The organism is Arthrobacter sp. UYP4, from assembly GCF_057291175.1.
The window spans coordinates 26,652-42,613 of sequence record NZ_JBXAVU010000005.1; the positions used below are offsets into that span (position 1 = coordinate 26,652).

At 69.3% G+C, this 15,962-nt stretch carries 17 protein-coding genes; 6 read left to right on the forward strand and 11 right to left on the reverse strand.

Annotated features, from left to right (window positions below; all coding sequences use genetic code 11):
* The first annotated feature begins 24 nt into the window (after positions 1–24).
* Positions 25–1,053: an alpha/beta fold hydrolase gene (locus AC0Z9V_RS15920; RefSeq protein ID WP_485142082.1), complete on the forward strand. Its 1,029-nt coding sequence runs from the start codon at positions 25–27 to the stop codon at positions 1,051–1,053.
* Positions 1,054–1,069: 16 nt separating this feature from the next.
* Here AC0Z9V_RS15920 and AC0Z9V_RS15925 read toward each other — a convergent pair whose 3' ends face one another.
* Positions 1,070–2,359, reverse strand: coding sequence for an alpha-hydroxy acid oxidase (locus tag AC0Z9V_RS15925; protein ID WP_459267914.1), 1,290 nt, complete (start codon positions 2,357–2,359; stop codon positions 1,070–1,072).
* 86 nt (positions 2,360–2,445) lie between these two features.
* On the opposite strand from AC0Z9V_RS15925, the gene AC0Z9V_RS15930 reads away from it, so the two are divergent.
* The 3 genes from AC0Z9V_RS15930 (at position 2,446) to AC0Z9V_RS15940 (ending at position 4,392) form a co-directional block, all read left to right on the forward strand.
* Positions 2,446–3,138, forward strand: coding sequence for a FadR/GntR family transcriptional regulator (locus AC0Z9V_RS15930; protein WP_485142083.1), 693 nt, complete (start codon positions 2,446–2,448; stop codon positions 3,136–3,138).
* Between the two features lie 76 nt (positions 3,139–3,214).
* Positions 3,215–3,883 carry a GNAT family N-acetyltransferase gene (locus tag AC0Z9V_RS15935; RefSeq protein ID WP_485142084.1) on the forward strand — a complete coding sequence of 223 codons (669 nt, stop codon included), beginning with the start codon at positions 3,215–3,217 and terminating at the stop codon, positions 3,881–3,883.
* Positions 3,880–4,392 (forward strand): mycothiol transferase, encoded by a 513-nt coding sequence (locus AC0Z9V_RS15940; RefSeq protein ID WP_485142085.1) that lies wholly within the window; start codon positions 3,880–3,882, stop codon positions 4,390–4,392. The genes AC0Z9V_RS15935 and AC0Z9V_RS15940 overlap by 4 nt, the downstream gene beginning before the upstream one ends.
* On the opposite strand, the gene AC0Z9V_RS15945 is transcribed toward AC0Z9V_RS15940, so the two are convergent.
* The 5 genes from AC0Z9V_RS15945 to AC0Z9V_RS15965 form a co-directional block, all read right to left on the reverse strand.
* Positions 4,389–5,039 carry an alpha-ketoglutarate-dependent dioxygenase AlkB family protein gene (locus AC0Z9V_RS15945; protein ID WP_133081602.1) on the reverse strand — a complete coding sequence of 217 codons (651 nt, stop codon included), beginning with the start codon at positions 5,037–5,039 and terminating at the stop codon, positions 4,389–4,391. The two genes, AC0Z9V_RS15940 and AC0Z9V_RS15945, sit on opposite strands and share 4 nt — an antisense overlap.
* A 307-nt stretch (positions 5,040–5,346) precedes the next feature.
* On the reverse strand, positions 5,347–6,393 hold the full coding sequence (locus AC0Z9V_RS15950) for an NAD(P)-dependent alcohol dehydrogenase (protein ID WP_208739231.1): 1,047 nt from the start codon (positions 6,391–6,393) through the stop codon (positions 5,347–5,349).
* Between the two features lie 106 nt (positions 6,394–6,499).
* Entirely contained in the window at positions 6,500–6,961 is a 462-nt protein-coding gene (locus AC0Z9V_RS15955; RefSeq protein ID WP_133081445.1) for a MerR family transcriptional regulator, read from the reverse strand.
* Between the two features lie 172 nt (positions 6,962–7,133).
* Entirely contained in the window at positions 7,134–7,721 is a 588-nt protein-coding gene (locus tag AC0Z9V_RS15960) for a GNAT family N-acetyltransferase (protein WP_485142086.1), read from the reverse strand.
* A gap of 98 nt (positions 7,722–7,819) precedes the next feature.
* Positions 7,820–8,638: a DUF1684 domain-containing protein gene (locus AC0Z9V_RS15965; protein ID WP_485142087.1), complete on the reverse strand. Its 819-nt coding sequence runs from the start codon at positions 8,636–8,638 to the stop codon at positions 7,820–7,822.
* A 283-nt stretch (positions 8,639–8,921) separates the two neighbouring features.
* Here AC0Z9V_RS15965 and ppk2 point away from each other — a divergent pair, with 283 nt between their 5' ends.
* Positions 8,922–9,980 carry a polyphosphate kinase 2 gene (gene ppk2 / locus AC0Z9V_RS15970; protein WP_485142088.1) on the forward strand — a complete coding sequence of 353 codons (1,059 nt, stop codon included), beginning with the start codon at positions 8,922–8,924 and terminating at the stop codon, positions 9,978–9,980.
* Between the two features lie 4 nt (positions 9,981–9,984).
* On the opposite strand, the gene AC0Z9V_RS15975 is transcribed toward ppk2, so the two are convergent.
* From AC0Z9V_RS15975 to AC0Z9V_RS15995, 5 genes are all read right to left on the reverse strand, one after another.
* Positions 9,985–10,410, reverse strand: a complete 426-nt coding sequence (locus tag AC0Z9V_RS15975) for a DUF4190 domain-containing protein (RefSeq protein ID WP_133081441.1) — start codon at positions 10,408–10,410, stop codon at positions 9,985–9,987.
* A gap of 140 nt (positions 10,411–10,550) precedes the next feature.
* Positions 10,551–12,032: an APC family permease gene (locus AC0Z9V_RS15980; RefSeq protein ID WP_485142089.1), complete on the reverse strand. Its 1,482-nt coding sequence runs from the start codon at positions 12,030–12,032 to the stop codon at positions 10,551–10,553.
* A 141-nt stretch (positions 12,033–12,173) separates the two neighbouring features.
* Positions 12,174–13,634, reverse strand: coding sequence for an amino acid permease (locus AC0Z9V_RS15985; protein ID WP_485142090.1), 1,461 nt, complete (start codon positions 13,632–13,634; stop codon positions 12,174–12,176).
* Between the two features lie 95 nt (positions 13,635–13,729).
* A complete protein-coding gene (locus AC0Z9V_RS15990) occupies positions 13,730–14,359 on the reverse strand; it encodes a TetR/AcrR family transcriptional regulator (RefSeq protein WP_485142091.1) in 630 nt (209 codons plus the stop codon).
* Positions 14,343–15,137: a phosphatase PAP2 family protein gene (locus tag AC0Z9V_RS15995; protein WP_485142092.1), complete on the reverse strand. Its 795-nt coding sequence runs from the start codon at positions 15,135–15,137 to the stop codon at positions 14,343–14,345. The genes AC0Z9V_RS15990 and AC0Z9V_RS15995 overlap by 17 nt, the downstream gene beginning before the upstream one ends.
* 127 nt (positions 15,138–15,264) lie before the next feature.
* Between AC0Z9V_RS15995 and AC0Z9V_RS16000 the strand changes: the two genes are divergently transcribed.
* A complete protein-coding gene (locus tag AC0Z9V_RS16000; RefSeq protein ID WP_208739915.1) occupies positions 15,265–15,927 on the forward strand; it encodes a pyridoxine/pyridoxamine 5'-phosphate oxidase in 663 nt (220 codons plus the stop codon).
* Positions 15,928–15,962: the final 35 nt, after the last annotated feature.

The window sequence follows — 15,962 nt, forward strand, 5'->3', positions numbered from 1 at the left end:
CCGCCTCCGACAACAGAATGAGGCGTGGCGATTTCACGAGGAACGGAGCAGGGCCCGGACATCACGGTCCGGAGGATCCAGGGGAGCGGCGTGTGGGCCCGCGTCAGCTCCGTCGGTGAGGCCGGTGAGCGCGCCTTCGTGCTGGTCTCCGGCCTCGGTGTGTCATCGCACTACTTCGAGCAGCTCGCGCCGCACCTGATGCAGTTCGGGCCTGTCTTCGCCCTCGATCTGCCCGGTTTCGGCGGCGTCCCGCATGCACGCAGGGCCCTGTCGATCGGACAGTTCGCGGAGCTCGTCGGCAAGGCCATCGACGATCTCGGGCTGGAGGATCCCGTCGTCATCGGCCACTCCATGGGCACCCAGATCTGCACCCATCTCGCCGCGTCCCGGCCCCAGCTCTCGACCCTCGTCCTCATCAGCCCCGTCGTGGACGATGCGGCGCGCTCCACGGCCGTCCAGGCCTTCCGGTTCCTGCGGGCGAGCCTCCATGAGCCGGCCCGCGTGAAACTGCTTGCCGTCGTCGCCTACCTGACGTGCGGGTTCGGCTGGTTCTTCAAGATCCTCCCGCGCATGATGTCGTACCCGATCGAGACCACGGCCACCCGGGTCCGCTCGTCGACGCTCATCATCCGCGGCCAGCACGACGCCGTGTGCCCGCCGGCCTGGGTGACGAGGCTGGGCCGGGCCTTCGGCGGGGCTCCGGTCGTGGAGATCGAAGGCGCGGCGCACTCCGTCATGCACGCGCATGCGAGGGAGGTCGCGGATCTCTGCGTGCGCTACGCGAGCGGCACCCTCGAGGCGGAGCGGCCACTCGCTGGATCAGCACACGCGCCAGGGACCGACGGCGGGAGTGTTCGCGGCGCGGGCATCGCCGTTCTGCCGGAGTTGCCGGAGGTGCACTCCTCCCTGGCTCCGGTGGACGCCGTCCGCGCCATCGCCGAGGAGGTCGAGGGTGTCGCGATCGAGTTGAAGGGCAACCGGACGGACGACGACCGCCTCGTGGAACTCGGCCGGGAACAGCAGGCGGAGGCCCGCGGAAGGGGCACCCGGTGACGGACCCGTCCGGCCGTCAGAGGGTCATGGCGGCGTCGGGCAGCTTCACGTCGGCCGTCGCATCGCCGAGCAGCCGGACGTGGTCGGGGGTCAGGTCCTCGATGCGGTTGACGCCGAGGAGCTGCATGGTGCGGGCGGTCTGTGTACCGAGGATCTCGATGGTGCGGTCCACGCCCTTGCGCCCGCCCGCCATGAGCCCGTAGAGGTAGGCCCGCCCGATCAGGGTGAAGTCGGCGCCGAGGGCCAGCGCCGCGACGATGTCACCGCCGCTCATGATGCCGGTGTCGAGGATGATCTCCGTCTTGCCCTTGAGCTCGGCGGCGACGCGCGGCAGGAGGTGCAGGGGGACCGGCGCGCGGTCGAGCTGCCGGCCGCCGTGGTTGGACAGGATGATGCCGTCCGCTCCGTGGTCGACGGCCTTTCTGGCGTCATCGAGGGTCTGGATCCCCTTGACCACGAGGTTGCCCTTCCAGACGCTGCGCAGCCAGTCGAGGTCCTCGAACGTGAGGGTGGGGTCGAACATCGAGTTGATGAGGTCGGCGACGGTGCCGGAATAGCGGGAGAGCGAGGCGAACGAGAGCGGCTCGTGCGTCAGGAAGTTGAACCACCAGGCGGGGCGGTACGACGCGTCGACGACGGTCTTCAGCGTCAGTGCCGGCGGGATGGTCATGCCGTTGCGGACGTCGCGGAGCCGGGCGCCGGCGACGGCGGTGTCCACCGTGACCATCAGGGTGTCGTTCCCGGCGGCGGCCGCACGTGCGATGAGTTCCATGGAGCGGTCGCGGTCCGTCCACAGGTAGAGCTGGAACCAGTTGCGCCCGTTCGGGGCTGCCTGTGCGACGTCCTCGATGGACGCCGTTCCCATGGTGGAGAGCGTGTACGGGATGCCTGCGGCTTCTGCGGACTGCGATCCGGCGTACTCGCCCTCCGACTGCATCATGCGCGTGAAGCCCGTGGGGGCGATACCGAACGGCAGGGCCGAGTCCTTGCCGAGGATCGGCGTCACGGTGCTGACGGTCCGGACGTCACGGAGGATGCCGGGACGGAATTCCAGGTCGAGGAACGCCTCGCGGGCCCTGCCGAGGGAGATCTCGGCTTCGGCGGCACCGTCCGTGTAGTCGAAGGGAGCCGTCGGCGTGCGGCGCTTGGCCATGTCGCGGAGGTCCCAGACGGTGTTGGCCCGCTGGAGTCGGGCCGCGGCGCCGAACTCCGGCTTCTTGAACTGCATCAGTGGGGCGAGATCCGCGACTCTGGGGATCCGGCGCCTGAGCGCGGGAGGGACGGATGCGCGGGAAGGGGTCTGCATGGTGTGCCTCTGCTCGTCGTCGGGCCGGACGGTCTGATCGCGGATCCTACGGGCTGTGGTCAGACCACACAAGCTATGCTGGCGCCATGCGCACGCACCAGGTGGTCTCTGCATGGCTCGAGCAGGAACTCGCGGCCGGCCGCCTGGCCATCGGCTCGCGGCTGCCCGGCGAGCGCACCATGGCGGAGCGGCTGGGGATCTCCCGTGCGTCCGTCCGAGAGGGGACGCGCGTCCTCGAGGCGCTCGGCGTCGTCCGCGCCGGAGTGGGGTCCGGGCCGCAGGCCGGCACGGTGATCACGGGCAACCCGTCGCTCGCCCTCGATTCCGCCCTCCGGCTCCATGTGGCGAGCGCCCACCTGCCGGTCAAGGACATCGTGGAGACGCGGCTCCTGCTGGAGACCTGGGCGGCGGCCCATGCGTCGCCGGGATCACCGTCCCTCGAACGCGCGGCACGGCTGCTCGACGAGATGGACCGCTACGACGACGGTCCCGCCGGCTTCCTGCAGCGGGACGCGCTCTTCCACGTGGCGCTCGCGGAGGCCGCCGGCAACGTCCTGGTGGGCGCGATGATGGGATCCCTCCGGGGATCGATCGAGGACTACACGCAGCGGCTGACCGCGCGACTGCCCGAGTGGGGCGCGACGTCCCAGCGGTTGCGCCGGGAGCACCGGGCGATCCTCGACGCGGTGCTCGAGGGGCGTGGGGAGCACGCCGCGGAGCTGATGCAGGATCATATCGAAGGCTTCTACCGGGAGTCGGGTATCCACAGCGAGAGGTAGGGCCATTGACAGTCTGCTGTGCTTTGCAAGAGGGCGCAGGTCACCTAGAATTCTGGAACTGGTCGAGCAGGAGGCCGTGGACCCACCGGACGTGGAGCTGACGATGGAACACCTTCCGCACGTACTCGAGCATCCCACCGCACGACAGGACGGGAAGACGCCGTCCTGGGGCCTCCGGCGAGCGCATCTCACCGCTGTTCCGCAGGACTCGGACGCGGACTTCCCGCAGGACCTCGCCGAGGTGTCGACGCGCCAGCTGCGCATGCTGTGCAACCGCACGTACCAGGCCCTGGACACCGACCACCCGTCCCTTCCGATGCGGGAACGCTACGACCTCCTCGTCGAGGAGCTGGAGCGGCGTGAACGCCAAACCGAGCGGCACGGGGCAGCGGACGATTCCCGGGAGAAGTTCCGTGACAACGCGCTGTTCTCCCGGTTCGAGCTGTACCGCAACGGCGTTCTCGCCGGCTACGTGCAGTACGAGATGCGGGGTGGGGACGTCCTGCTGCTGCACTCCGTGGTGGACCCCAGGTTCCGCCGCACGGGCCTCGAGCCGGTGCTGATGCAGGCCGCGCTGCTCAACGCGCATCGTCGCCGCCTGGCCGTCATGCCCTATTGCCCGGAGGCGCAGGAGTTCCTGGCCTCCCACCCGCAGTTCCTCTCCCTCATCCCGGCCAGGCAGCGTCGACGGTTCAGGCTGCTGCTGGCATCGCGGGCCGCCGTGGCCGGGCAGGAGCGTCCGTGACGCCGGTCGAGGTCCTCTCGGAGGCTTTCGGGCGCTTGCCCGACCTGGTGCGCGGCGCTGTGGAGGGCCTCGACGCCGAGCAGCTGTCCCTCCGCCCGGGCGGCTCGGCCAATTCGATCGCCTGGCTGGTCTGGCACCTCACGCGCGTCGAGGACAGTCACTTCGCCGAGGCCTTCGGGCACGAGCAGGTGTGGCTGTCCGACGGCTACGCCGATCGGTGGGCACTGCATCTCGATCGCGAGGACACCGGCTACGGTCACTCCACCGATCAGGTCGACGCCGTGCGGGTCGGGTCGGCGCAACAGCTGCTGGACTACTTCGATGCCGTCCACGAGCGCTCCCGGCGCCTCGTCGCGGGCCTCACCGACGAGGACCTGCGAAGGATCGTCGACGAGCAGTGGGACCCACCGGTCACGCTGCTCGTGCGGCTCGTGAGTGTGGTGGACGATGCCGTGCAGCACGCGGGGCAGGCGGCCTATGCGCGGGGCATCATCCTCTCCGGGAGCTAGCCGAGCCCGGTCTGCCGCAGCGTGATGTTGAGCCGGCCCTCGAACCCGATGCCGGCAGGGGCGCTCCCGGGCAGCGTCTTGAGGACCCCGTGGTAGGCGAACCGTGACGGGCCACCGAACACGAAGAGATCTCCGGACGCCAGGTGCACGTCCTGCCACGGACGGTTCCGGTTCTCCGTGTTCCCGAAGCGGAAGACGCACGTGGTGCCCAGACTGAGGGACACCACGGGCGCGTTCACGCGCTCCTCGCGGTCCTGGTGCATGCCCATCTTCGCGGCGTCGTCGTAGTAGTTGACCAGCGCGGCATCCGGTTCGTAGGACGCGCCGGACCCGTCGCCGTACGCGGCGTCCACGGCGTCCCGTCCCAGCGTGCGCAGCACCTCGGGAAACGGCGCGACGGCCCCGCCACCGGCGTCGTCCGCGGTGCGGCTGTAGCGGTACGGCAGCCAGTGCCAGCCCAGGCTCACGCTCCGCACGGACATGACCCCGCCGGTGGGCATCGTCACCCTCCGCATCGGGACCGGTCCACTGGCCCACGTGCGGCAGAGCCCGACGAGTTCCCGCTGGCGATCGAGGTCGAGCCAGCCGGGGACGTGCACGGCTCCGGGAGCGGGCTCCTGCCGGGGCCGTGGGATCAGGGCGTCCATCGGATCGGTCACACCACCATTGTGCGGCGGAACCGCCGCCCTGCCGACTTCCGCGCTCACCCGGAAGGACGGCGGAGGACGAAGCGCAGGAAGGTCACCGGCGGACGACGCGGAGGCGTCCCTGAAGTGCCGGTCGCGAGCCGATCGTCTGCACCACCCTGGAACCCGGAACAGCAGCCCACTCCCTGAGCAGGAATGGGCTGCTGAGTTCCGACGACTGTCGGCGTCCTCCATCGAGGATGGTGGGCCGGCGACCTGCCTGCTGAACGGTGCCGGTGGTCTCCTGGACTGCGCCGGCGGGTCGTGGTCAGGCGAAGGTGGCGGCGTCGATGACGAAGCGGTAGCGGACGTCCGAGGCCAGCACACGCTCGTAGGCGTCGTTGATCTTCTCGGCCGGGATGACCTCGATCTCGGCGCCGATGCCGTTCCGGGCGCAGAAGTCGAGCATCTCCTGTGTTTCGGCGATGCCGCCGATCATGGAGCCGGCGAACGAACGGCGACCTCCGATGAGCGCCATGGCGTTCACCGGCAGCGGCTCGGCGGGCGCGCCGACGTTGACCAGAGCGCCGTCGACCGTCAGGAGTCCCAGGAAGGCGCTGATGTCGATGCTGGCGCTGACGGTGTTGATGATGAGATCGAACGAGCCGGCCAGATCGGTGAACGTGGTCTCGTCGCTGGTGGCGTAGTAGTGGTCGGCGCCCAGGCGGAGGCCGTCTTCCTGCTTCTTGAGTGATTGTGAGAGGACGGTGACTTCGGCGCCCATGGCGTGCGCGATCTTGACGGCCATGTGACCGAGGCCGCCGAGGCCGATCACGGCGACGTTCTTCCCCGGGCCGGCGCCCCAGCGGTGCAGGGGTGAGTAGGTGGTGATGCCGGCGCAGAGCAGGGGGGCGGCGGCGTCGAGCTCGATGCCCTCGGGGATCCTGAGCACGAAGTCCTCGGTGACGACGACGTGGGTGGAGTAGCCACCCTGGGTGACGGTCCCGTCGCGGTCGGTGGCACCGTAGGTGCCGACCATCCCGTTGACGCAGTACTGCTCGTCGCCCGCCGTGCAGTTCTTGCACTCCCCGCAGGAGTTGACCATGCAGCCGACGCCGACGCGATCGCCGACGGCGTGCCGGGTCACCTCGGAGCCGACCTCGGCGACGATGCCCGCGATCTCGTGCCCGGGTACCAGAGGGTAGGGCTGGGGACCCCAGTCGCCCTGCACGGTGTGGATGTCGGAGTGGCAGATGCCGGCGTACTTGATCTCGATCAGGACATCGTGGGGACCGACGTCGCGGCGTTCGATGGTGGTGGGGGCGAGGTCGCCGTCAGCGGAGGGCGAGGCGTAGGCGTGAACTGTGGTGGGCATGGGTTTCTCCTTGTGGGGTGTTCGGTTGCTGGTTGCGGCCGGCCGTGTTCGTCCGCTTGCATAAGGGCGTTCTGGGCCGTGAAGCCCTTCGGCGGTGGCGCCGTGCCTACTGCTTCCTGGTCTTCTTGAGATCGTCGGCCAGGGAGCGGGCTTCGTCCGACAGATGCGCGGCCCTGGAATCGTCCCCGTCCTGGACGGCCTGCCAGTAGTCGATCTTCAGTGCGACGTAGCGTTCGCGCAGGGCGATGGATCTCGCTTCGACGGCCAGGTGTTCCTGCTGGGCCTTCAACAACTCGATCTGCTCCGGGGCAGCAGCAGCCCCGAGTGCTCCGTTCCCGATGTAGCGGCGCATGTCGCTGACGGACATCCCCGTTGCGCTCAGGCAGGAGACCCAGGTCAGCAGATCGAGGTCCTCCGGCGTGTAGATCCGGTGCTTGCTGCTCGCGCCGCGGGAGATCGGAGTGATCACGCCGATGGACTCGTAATAGCGCAGCGTGCTCGCCGGCAGCCCCGTCAGGGCCGCCGTCTCCTTGATCGTGTACGTCTTTCGGACCGTCGGTGCGCTCACTCCATCAACGATAGGAACTTCAAGTACTTGAAGACAAGCTGCCCTCGGCAGTGACGAGGTTCGCACGAGGCCACGGGCCGCGGCCGTACGACCGACGGCTCCGAAGGACTCCCTGTCCGGGATGCCGGCGGGTCGAGGTCCCGGTCCAGGTCCGGTAGTCCAGGTCGAGCGCTCAGTGTTCGCCGGCTTGATCCGGCTCGTATCGCATGAGGAGGCGCGGAAACCCGTCGATGACCGAGCTCGTGACGGCGGACTCGGTGAAGCCGGCTCGTTCGAACAGTGCGCGGGTTCCTACGTAGGCCATCGTGAGGTCTACTTTCCGGCCCTGGTTGTCGACCGGGTATCCCTCGATCGCTGGGGCTCCGTGATCGAGGGCGAACTGTACGGCGCCGCTGAGCAGGTGGTGCGAGATGCCTTGTCTGCGGTGTCCCGGGCGGACCCTGATGCACCAGATCGACCACACCTCACTGTCGTCCACGCGAGGGATCCTGCGGTTCCGGGCGAAGCTCGTGGCGGCACGGGGGTGCACGGCTGCCCATCCCACGACGTCGTCACCGTCGTATGCGAGCACTCCCGGTGCAGGGTCCTGTGCTGCGAGTTCCCTGACGAGAGCTCCGCGTTCGGGGCCGCGGAGTGCGAGATTCAGCGTCGACGGGATCCGGTAGCTCAGGCACCAGCACACAGTGGCCTCGGGCCGCTTGGGACCGACCATCGTGGAGATGTCCTCGAACACCGTCGCCGGCCGGATCTCGATCACCATGCCGCCACCTTACAGATGCCGGTCCGTACGTGCGGTGTGCGGGCCCCTGGCTCCCGGACGGTCCTCTACGCCTGCCGGCGCCGGCGGCGTCCTGCTCCTCAGGAGAGCGGATTCTTCTCCCCCGCCTCGATGGCCGCCTCCAGCCTGTTGGCATCGACGGGCATGGGGCAGGTGCCGTAGGGCGTGAAGGCACTGGGATAGTTGATCGCCCTGTTGAAATCGACGATCACCGTGCCGTCCGGGCGCGGGCGGCGCGTGGCGACCTTCCGCCAGTCGGCCGTCGCCGATCCGTTGGTGCTGTCGTGGAACGTGATGGAGAGGCCCCCGGCCTCCTCCTGGGAGGCGCCGAGCCGGAACTCCCGGGCGTCATCCGGCAGCGAGAACACGACGTCGCCCACGAGCGTGGTGGCGCCGGGGACCTCGTCATGCGCGGTCCGGATGTGTTCCTCGCGCGGCTCGTCGTACGGCTCGAAGCGGGCTTCCACCACGAGGTCCGGGCGGTAGCCGAACACCGGGACCTCCTCGAAGCCGATCGCCGTCGGTGATTCCGCATCCCTGGTCCGGATGGCGTAGCGGCCGGCACGGCGGGCGAGTTCCACCACGATCCGGCGTCCCGTGGACCCGCCGTGCGAGACCCACAGGAGTGACTCCTCGTCGTCGAGGACAGCGGTGATCGTGCCGTCCACCCGGTGCCCGCCCGGCAGCCCGATCAGCCCGTCGGCGGCGGAGGCCGTGAGGCTTGCTCCGTCATCCGTCGCGGACCACAGCCCCGGGACCTGCTCCACTTCCGCGGGTTCGGGGCCGAGCCACTGGAAGGACGTCAGCGAGAGCCAGCCGTGCTCCTCAGCGAGCGCCGCGTTGCGCGCCTCCCGGAAACGCGCCCAGCGTTCCTCGGCCGTCCGGGTGGTGGTGCTCATCCTGTCCTCCTGCTCGGGTGTTCCTGCACTGCTCTGTCCGCACCGCCTAGAACCCGGGCGGTGCCCGCGGCATTCCCGGTCCGCGGCGTCCCCGCCCCACGGTATCCATGTCCCACGGTGTCCACGTCCCACGGTGTCCACGTCCAGCGACTTCCCGCTCCGCGGGCGAGCGGCATACCGGCAGGCCGTCGATCCGTCCACCGGGCCTCCGGTCCTGCCTCCTCCCGTCCCGTCCCCAGGTCCGTCTGCGACGATGGACCGTCGACGGGCAGGAGAGAAGAGAATGACCGATGGACCAGGAACGGCGGCCGGGGCTGCGAACGAGCCCGAGGAAGAACCCACGGAAGAACCCACGGACGAACCCACGGACGAACTGACCGACGAGCCGACCGATGCTCCCGCCGACCGCGCTGCGGTCTCCGCCGGGAGCGAGGGCGCCGACGAGCCGCCGTCCGTCCCCGTGCCGACTCGCGGCGGGAACGGCGACGGCGACGACCACGTGCTCCTGCCGCATCCGGACCTGCCCACCTGGCGCGAGGACTACCCGTACGACACCCGGATGACGGAGCGCGAGTACCAGAAGACCAAGCGGGCGCTGCAGATCGAACTGCTCAAGATGCAGGGGTGGGTCAGGGCGAACCGGGCCAAGGTCGCGATCCTGTTCGAAGGGCGCGACGCCGCCGGCAAGGGCGGCACGATCAAACGGTTCACGGAGAACCTCAATCCCCGCGGAGCGCGCGTGGTGGCGCTGGACAAGCCCAGCGAGAAGGAACAGACGCAGTGGTACTTCCAGCGCTACGTCTCCGTGCTGCCCTCGGGCGGCGAGATCGTCCTGTTCGACAGGTCCTGGTACAACCGCGCCGGTGTGGAGCGGGTCATGGGGTTCTGCACGCCGACCGAGTACCTCGAGTTCATGCGGCAGGCCCCGGAGGTGGAACGCATGCTCGTGCGCAGCGACACGTTCCTCATCAAGTTCTGGTTCTCCGTGTCCCGAGAGGAACAGCGGCGGCGTTTCGCCCAGCGACACTCGGACCCGGTGCGCCGCTGGAAGCTGAGCCCCATGGACCTGCAGTCGCTCGACAAGTGGGACGACTACACCGAGGCGAAGGAGGCGATGTTCTTCTACACGAACACCGCGGACGCGCCGTGGACCGTCATCAAGAGCAACGACAAGAAGCGGGCGAGGATCGAGGCACTCCGCTACGTCCTGTCGGTCCTCGACTACGACGAGAAGGATGCCGACGTCGTCGGCACACCGGATCCCCTGATCGTGGGGACCGGGCCGAACTCGCACCTGGTCGAGGCCGGCGAGCAGTCCACCCGCCGCTTCCCGACGCTCTAGCGGCTCAGGTGCTGTAGCTGGAGGTGGCCGCGAATCCGGCGAACATGAGGACCACCAGGAGGATCCCGAACAGGATGGCGAGGCCGTAGAGCACGACGTTGATCCAGCCGAGCACCTTCCCCGCCGTCGCGGGCACGCCGAGGCGCTCGGCCTTCCTCGCCTGCCAGATGGCCAGCGGCCCCAGGACGATCCCGGCCACGAACAGGCCCACGATGCCGAGGATCAGGGAGAGCTGCGCCGCCTTCTCGCCCTCGATCGACTGGTAGGACGACTGGTAGGAGGACTGGTACGGTCCCGGCTGGTAGCCCCCCTGGTACGGCTGGGTGGGCGGGTAGGGAGCGCCGCCCTGGCTGCCGTACGCACCGCCGTCGTACGGGCTCGAATGGCGGCCTGAGTAGGGGAGCTCGCTGGGGTAGGGGTCCTGGGACATGGCGGGTTCCTCTGCTCTGCTGGTGCGCGGGTGCCCCGGAGCTGTTGCTGCCGGGGCACCATCATCTCGCGTCCGACCCGCCGGCGCATACCCCGCACCGCCGGGTTCCCGGGATCGGGCCCGGGCCCGGGCCCCTGCTGCTAGGCGTCCACGCGCTGCGCGGACCGCAGGCGGGAGTGGCGGTTGCCGTAGGCGAAGTAGATGACGAAGCCGACCACGAGCCAGCCGGCGAAGAACAGCCAGGTGATGGTGGCCAGGTTGGACATGAGGTACAGGCACAGGGCGGCCGAGGCGATCGGGATGACCTTGCCGAACGGGACCCGGAACGCGGGCCGGAGGTCGGGGCGCTTCCGGCGCAGCACGATGATCCCCAGGCTGACCGTGATGAAGGCGGACAGCGTGCCGATGTTGATCATCTCCGCCAGCACCTCCACCTGCGTGAACCCGGCGAGCAGGGCGACGACGACGCCGCACAGGATCTGGGTGCGTGCCGGCGTCGCGTGCTTGTCGGAGGTGCGGCTGAGCCCGCGCGGCAGGAGGCCGTCGCGGCTGAGCGCGAAGATCACGCGGGCGAGTCCCATGAGCAGCACCATGATCACGGTGGTCAGGCCGATCAGGCTGCCGAGCGAGATGATGCCCGCGGCCCAGTCGGCGCCCACGAGCTGGAAGGCGGTGGCGAGCGACGGCGCACCCGAGGCGCCGAGCTCCTTGTAGGAGACCATGCCGGTGACCACGAGGGTCACCAGGATGTAGAGGACGCTGACCACCGCGAGGCCCGCGAAGATGCCGCGCGGCAGCGTGCGGCTGGGGTTCTTCACTTCCTCCGCCGATGTGGCGACGACGTCGAACCCGATGAAGGCGAAGAAGACGAGGGCGGCACCCGAGATGATGCCCGTGAAACCGAAGGCCGCCGGGGAGGCGCCGCTCAGGAAGGAGAGGAAGGGCTGGTTCGCCCAGTCGGAACCGGTCTCGGCGGCAGGCTCGGAGGCGGGCACGAACGGCGCGTAGTTCTCGGGGCTGACGTAGAAGAAGCCGACGACGATCACGAACAGCACGATGCCGATCTTGATGACGGTGAACACGCTGTTGACCCGGGCGGAGAGCTTGGTCCCGTAGATGAGCACGGCCGTGAAGATCGCCACGATCAGCAGCGGCCCCCAGGTGAGGTCGAGCCCCAGGAGGCTGATCTCCGCGGGGATGTCGAGGTCGAGGACGCTGAAGAGATCCGAGAGGTAGACCCCCCAGAACTTGGCGATCACGGCCGCTGCCATGAGCAGTTCGAGGATCAGGTTCCAGCCGATGATCCAGGCCAGCAGCTCGCCCATCGTCGCGTAGGTGAAGACGTAGGCGCTGCCCGCGACGGGCAGCGCCGTCGCGAACTCGGCGTAGCACATGATCGCGAGGGCGCATGTGATCGCCGCCAGCACGAAGGAGATGGTCACGGCCGGACCGGCGTTGAACGCCGCCGCCTGCGCACCCACCGAGAAGATGCCGGCGCCGACGGCGACCGCGACGCCCATGATCATGAGGTCCCAGGTGTTGAGGGACCGCTTGAGGCCGTGTCCCTTTTCGTCGGAGTCCCTGATCGACTGCTCGATGGACTTGGTCCGGAAGAGGTCCATGGGTGTGCTGATCCTTCATCTGTTCGGGGTGGCGGCCGGCCGCGGGAACGCGGCAGGCCCTTGTCGAGGATAGGAAACGAACGGGCCCGCCGCATCTTGGTGACGATGCGGCGGGCCCGTTCCCTCCGGTGCCGGAAGAGGCTATGCGTCGCGCTTGAGGAGGGCGTGGCGGGGACTGTCCGGGTTCATGAGCGAATGCTTCCTGCCGTAGAGGAAGTAGAGGGCCAGCCCGATCAGGAGCCACACGCCGAAGCGCAGCCAGGTCTCCCAGTGGAGCTGCAGGATCAGGAACAGCGACGCGAGGACGCCGAAGGCGGGCACGATCGGCATCAGCGGCAACCGGAAGGTGCGGGGTACCTCGGGGCGCGTGCGGCGCAGCACGATCACGGCGATGCACACCACGATGAACGCGGCGAGGATGCCGATGTTGGTGAGGTCGGCGACGGCGCGGATGGGGAAGACCCCGGCGAGGAGCGCCGCGGCGGTGCCGGCGATCCAGGTGACGCGCTGCGGCGTGCCGTTCCGGTCCGTCGTCGAGAACCAGGCGGGCAGGAGGCCGTCGCGGCTCATCGAGAACCACACGCGGGTGACGCCGAGCAGGAACGTGAGCATGACGGTGAGGATGGAGATCACGGCGAAGGCCGAGATGATCGTCGCGACGACCGGCAGGCCCACGGACTGGAAGGCGGAGGCGAAGCCCGCCGTCGGGCTGATGTCCGTGTAGTTCTGCATGCCGGTGAGGACGAGGGTCGCCAGGACGTACAGCACCATCGCGATCAGGAGCGACAGCAGGATGGCCTTCGGCATGTGCTTCTTGCCGTCGGTGGCCTCCTCCGCCGCGGTGCTCATGGCGTCGTACCCGAAGACCGCGAAGAAGACGGTGGCGGCCCCGGTGAAGACGGCGCCGAAGCCGGAGGGAAGGAACGGAGAGTAGTTGTCGGCGTTCACGTAGAAGAAGCCAAGGCCCACGATGCCGAGGATGAGCAGGATCTTGAGCCCGACGGCGATGAGCTCGAACCGGCCGAACGTCTTGGTGCCGCGGCTCAGGATGAAGGTGATGAGCAGGCACACCACGATCGCGGGCACGTTGACCACGCCACCCTCGATGGTGTCCGGCGTCCCCTGCATCCAGGTGGGCACGGTGACCCCGATCCCGGACATGAACTCGGTGAAGTAGCCGGAGATGCCGATGGCGACCACGGCCACGATCGCGATGTACTCGAGCAGGAGATCCCACCCGATGAACCAGCCGATGATCTCACCGAGGGCGACGTACCCGTAGGTGTAGGCGGAACCGGCCCTGGGGATCATGCCGGCGAATTCGGCGTAGGACAGCGCGGCCGCCGCACTGGCCAGCCCTGCGACCAGGAAGGAGATCAGGACGGCCGGCCCCACCGGCGCGCCGTCCTCGCCACCGTTGGCGACGAGCCCTGCCAGCGTGAAGATGCCCACGCCGATGATGCCGCCGACGCCGATGGCCGTCAGCTGCCACAGGCCGAGGCTCTTGAAGAGGCCGGTGCGGCCCGTCTCGTCCTCGACGTTGTCGATGGGTTTACGCCGCAGGATCGACTGCGTGCCCTGTACGCCTGAGCTGTTCGACATCATCGTCCGTTCCTAGGAGGGGTGGCATTTCCGCACCAGCCAAGTATGGGGCGGGCTACCCATCAGCGGAAGTGGGCGTACCTGAACGGAAAGGTTCATTCCTCCTTACGTGTTTCTTCCGGCGGCGGGTGGAGTCCGTCGAGGACGAGGTCGAGGTACCGCTCGACGCCGTTAGCTGCTGCGGGCCGGCCTGCCGCCTCGGGGGTGAGGGAGGCGAGCATGCGGATCAGGACCAGCAGGTCCTGTCCCGTGACGTCCTGTCGGGCGCCGCCGTCGTCGCGGAGCCGTCGGGCCAGCTCCGCCGCGACGGGTGCGATGCGCTCGCGGAGCATCGCGAGGCCCGCGGACACGAAGCCGGAGTCCTGCAGCAGTTCCCGCAGGCCCCGGTCCTCGAGCTGCATGCGTGCGGTGGATCCGACGAACAGCCGTGCTGCGGCCCAGGGCTCGGCCGTGGCGAGGGCATCCACGCCGACCGCGGCGACGTCGGCCACACGCTGTTCGAGGATCGCCTCGATGAGCGTCCGGCGGTCCGGGAAGCGGCGGTAGACCGTGCCCACTCCCACCCCGGCCTCCCGGGCGATGTCCTCGAATGCGCACTCGGCCCCGTGCTCGGCGAACATCCGTCGCGCCGCCGCGAGGACCACTTCGCGGTTGCGTTGCGCGTCCCGCCGAAGGGGCCGGACGACGGCGGAAACCGCCTCGGGTGGTTCAGGCGGGTGTGCCACGCGCCGCCGCCCGGTGGAGCCGGAACGTGAGGAGGAGCCGGTGCGCGGTGATGACGACGGCGAGCCAGGCGATGCCGAGGGTCCATGCCACGAGAACATCGGTGAGCCAGTGATGGCCGAGGAATACACGGCTGAGTCCCATGGTCGCAGCGAACACGACGGCGAGGGTGATGGTCAGTGCCCTGGTGCGCTTGCGGTGCTGCCGCAGGACGAGCAGGTAGGCCACGATGCCCGCGATCACCAGGGCGTTCAGCGAGTGCCCACTGGGGAACGACGGCGAGGTCTCATAGGGTGGGACGGCGAGTTCGATCGGCGGGCGCAGGCGGCCGATCGCGTCCTTGCCGGCGACGGTCATCAGCAGCGAGCCGAAGGCCGCGGCCGGTAGCAGGATCACCGGCGTCCAGGACCTGCGGCGCACGGCGAGCAGCACCAGGATCGCGACCGCCAGAATGGGCATGCCGATGGGGCCGCCGATGTGCGTGTAGCCCGTGATGGCGGCGTTGAGCCAGTCCTGCCGCAGCGACACGGCGAGGTCGAGGGCGGGTTGGTCGAGGGCTGCGACGCCGTCGGCCTCCACCACCGACTCGTACACCTCGGCCGATGCCGCGGTGAGGGCCGCGGCGACACCGCCCCCGATCGCGATGATGAGCAGCAGTGCCGCATGCGGTCCCAGCCACTGGGCGAGGGGCCGGACGCACCGCACGAGCAGGCGGCCGACCGGGGTCGTCCATCGCGTGAGATCGCGGGGTCCTACGTACTGGTCCTGGTGGGAGGGCATCCTCCGACTCTATGCCGGTCGTGCCGTGCCCGGCATTCCCCGTGGGTTCCGCCGCCGGCACTGGCGGTCCTGCCCCCGGCCTGCTGTGTTCCTGCGCTTGCGGGCGCTGTGCAACTAGGCTGGCGCCATGACCGACCCCGGAAGGATCCGCGACGTAGTCCGCGGCGTACCCGTGTTCCCCGACGTGATGCCGCCCTTCGACCCCTCGGCGGCGCCCTCCTCGCCCGTGGACCTCTTCGTGGAGTGGCTGGAGCGCGCGGTGCAGGACGGTATCGCCGCGCCGCACGCGGTCACCCTGTCGACGGTGGGCGAGGACGGCACCCCGGATGCCCGCGTCGTGATCGTGAAGGACGTGACGGCTGCCGGCTGGCAGGTCGCATCCAGCAGCGACAGTCCCAAGGGTCGGCAGCTGGCGGCGCATCCCGCGGCGGCGCTGACCTTCTTCTGGCCGGCCGCCGGGCGGCAGGTGAGGATCCGCGGTTCCGTCTCCGTCGGCAGCGCGGACGAGAACGACGCCGACTTCCAGCGCCGCCACCCGGTGGCGCGTGCGCTCGTCCTGGCGGGGAGCCAGAGCGCGGTGATGGGCGGCCGCGAGGACCTGGACGCGGCGGTGGAGGACCAGGTGCGGAAGATCGACGCCGCCGGCGGCCTGGCCTCGACCACCTGGACCGTCTACACGGTCGCCGCCGACGCCGTCGAGTTCTGGCAGGCCGACCAGGAGCGCAGGCATACGCGGCTGCTCTACACCCGCTTCGGGGAGGGCTGGCGCAGGACCATGCTCTGGCCGTAGTCCGTCTCCGGACGACGGCCACCCCCGGCACGACT

Coding starts and splice junctions, on each gene's coding strand:
- AC0Z9V_RS15960 (WP_485142086.1), bottom strand. CDS start 7,721: ATGGTGATCGAGATCCGGCCGGCGACGGTGTTCGAGGACATCTCCACG.
- AC0Z9V_RS15980 (WP_485142089.1), bottom strand. CDS start 12,032: ATGGACCTCTTCCGGACCAAGTCCATCGAGCAGTCGATCAGGGACTCC.
- AC0Z9V_RS15995 (WP_485142092.1), bottom strand. CDS start 15,137: ATGCCCTCCCACCAGGACCAGTACGTAGGACCCCGCGATCTCACGCGA.
- AC0Z9V_RS15930 (WP_485142083.1), top strand. CDS start 2,446: ATGCGCACGCACCAGGTGGTCTCTGCATGGCTCGAGCAGGAACTCGCG.
- AC0Z9V_RS15945 (WP_133081602.1), bottom strand. CDS start 5,039: ATGGACGCCCTGATCCCACGGCCCCGGCAGGAGCCCGCTCCCGGAGCC.
- AC0Z9V_RS15950 (WP_208739231.1), bottom strand. CDS start 6,393: ATGCCCACCACAGTTCACGCCTACGCCTCGCCCTCCGCTGACGGCGAC.
- AC0Z9V_RS16000 (WP_208739915.1), top strand. CDS start 15,265: ATGACCGACCCCGGAAGGATCCGCGACGTAGTCCGCGGCGTACCCGTG.
- AC0Z9V_RS15985 (WP_485142090.1), bottom strand. CDS start 13,634: ATGTCGAACAGCTCAGGCGTACAGGGCACGCAGTCGATCCTGCGGCGT.
- AC0Z9V_RS15925 (WP_459267914.1), bottom strand. CDS start 2,359: ATGCAGACCCCTTCCCGCGCATCCGTCCCTCCCGCGCTCAGGCGCCGG.
- ppk2 (WP_485142088.1), top strand. CDS start 8,922: ATGACCGATGGACCAGGAACGGCGGCCGGGGCTGCGAACGAGCCCGAG.
- AC0Z9V_RS15965 (WP_485142087.1), bottom strand. CDS start 8,638: ATGAGCACCACCACCCGGACGGCCGAGGAACGCTGGGCGCGTTTCCGG.
- AC0Z9V_RS15975 (WP_133081441.1), bottom strand. CDS start 10,410: ATGTCCCAGGACCCCTACCCCAGCGAGCTCCCCTACTCAGGCCGCCAT.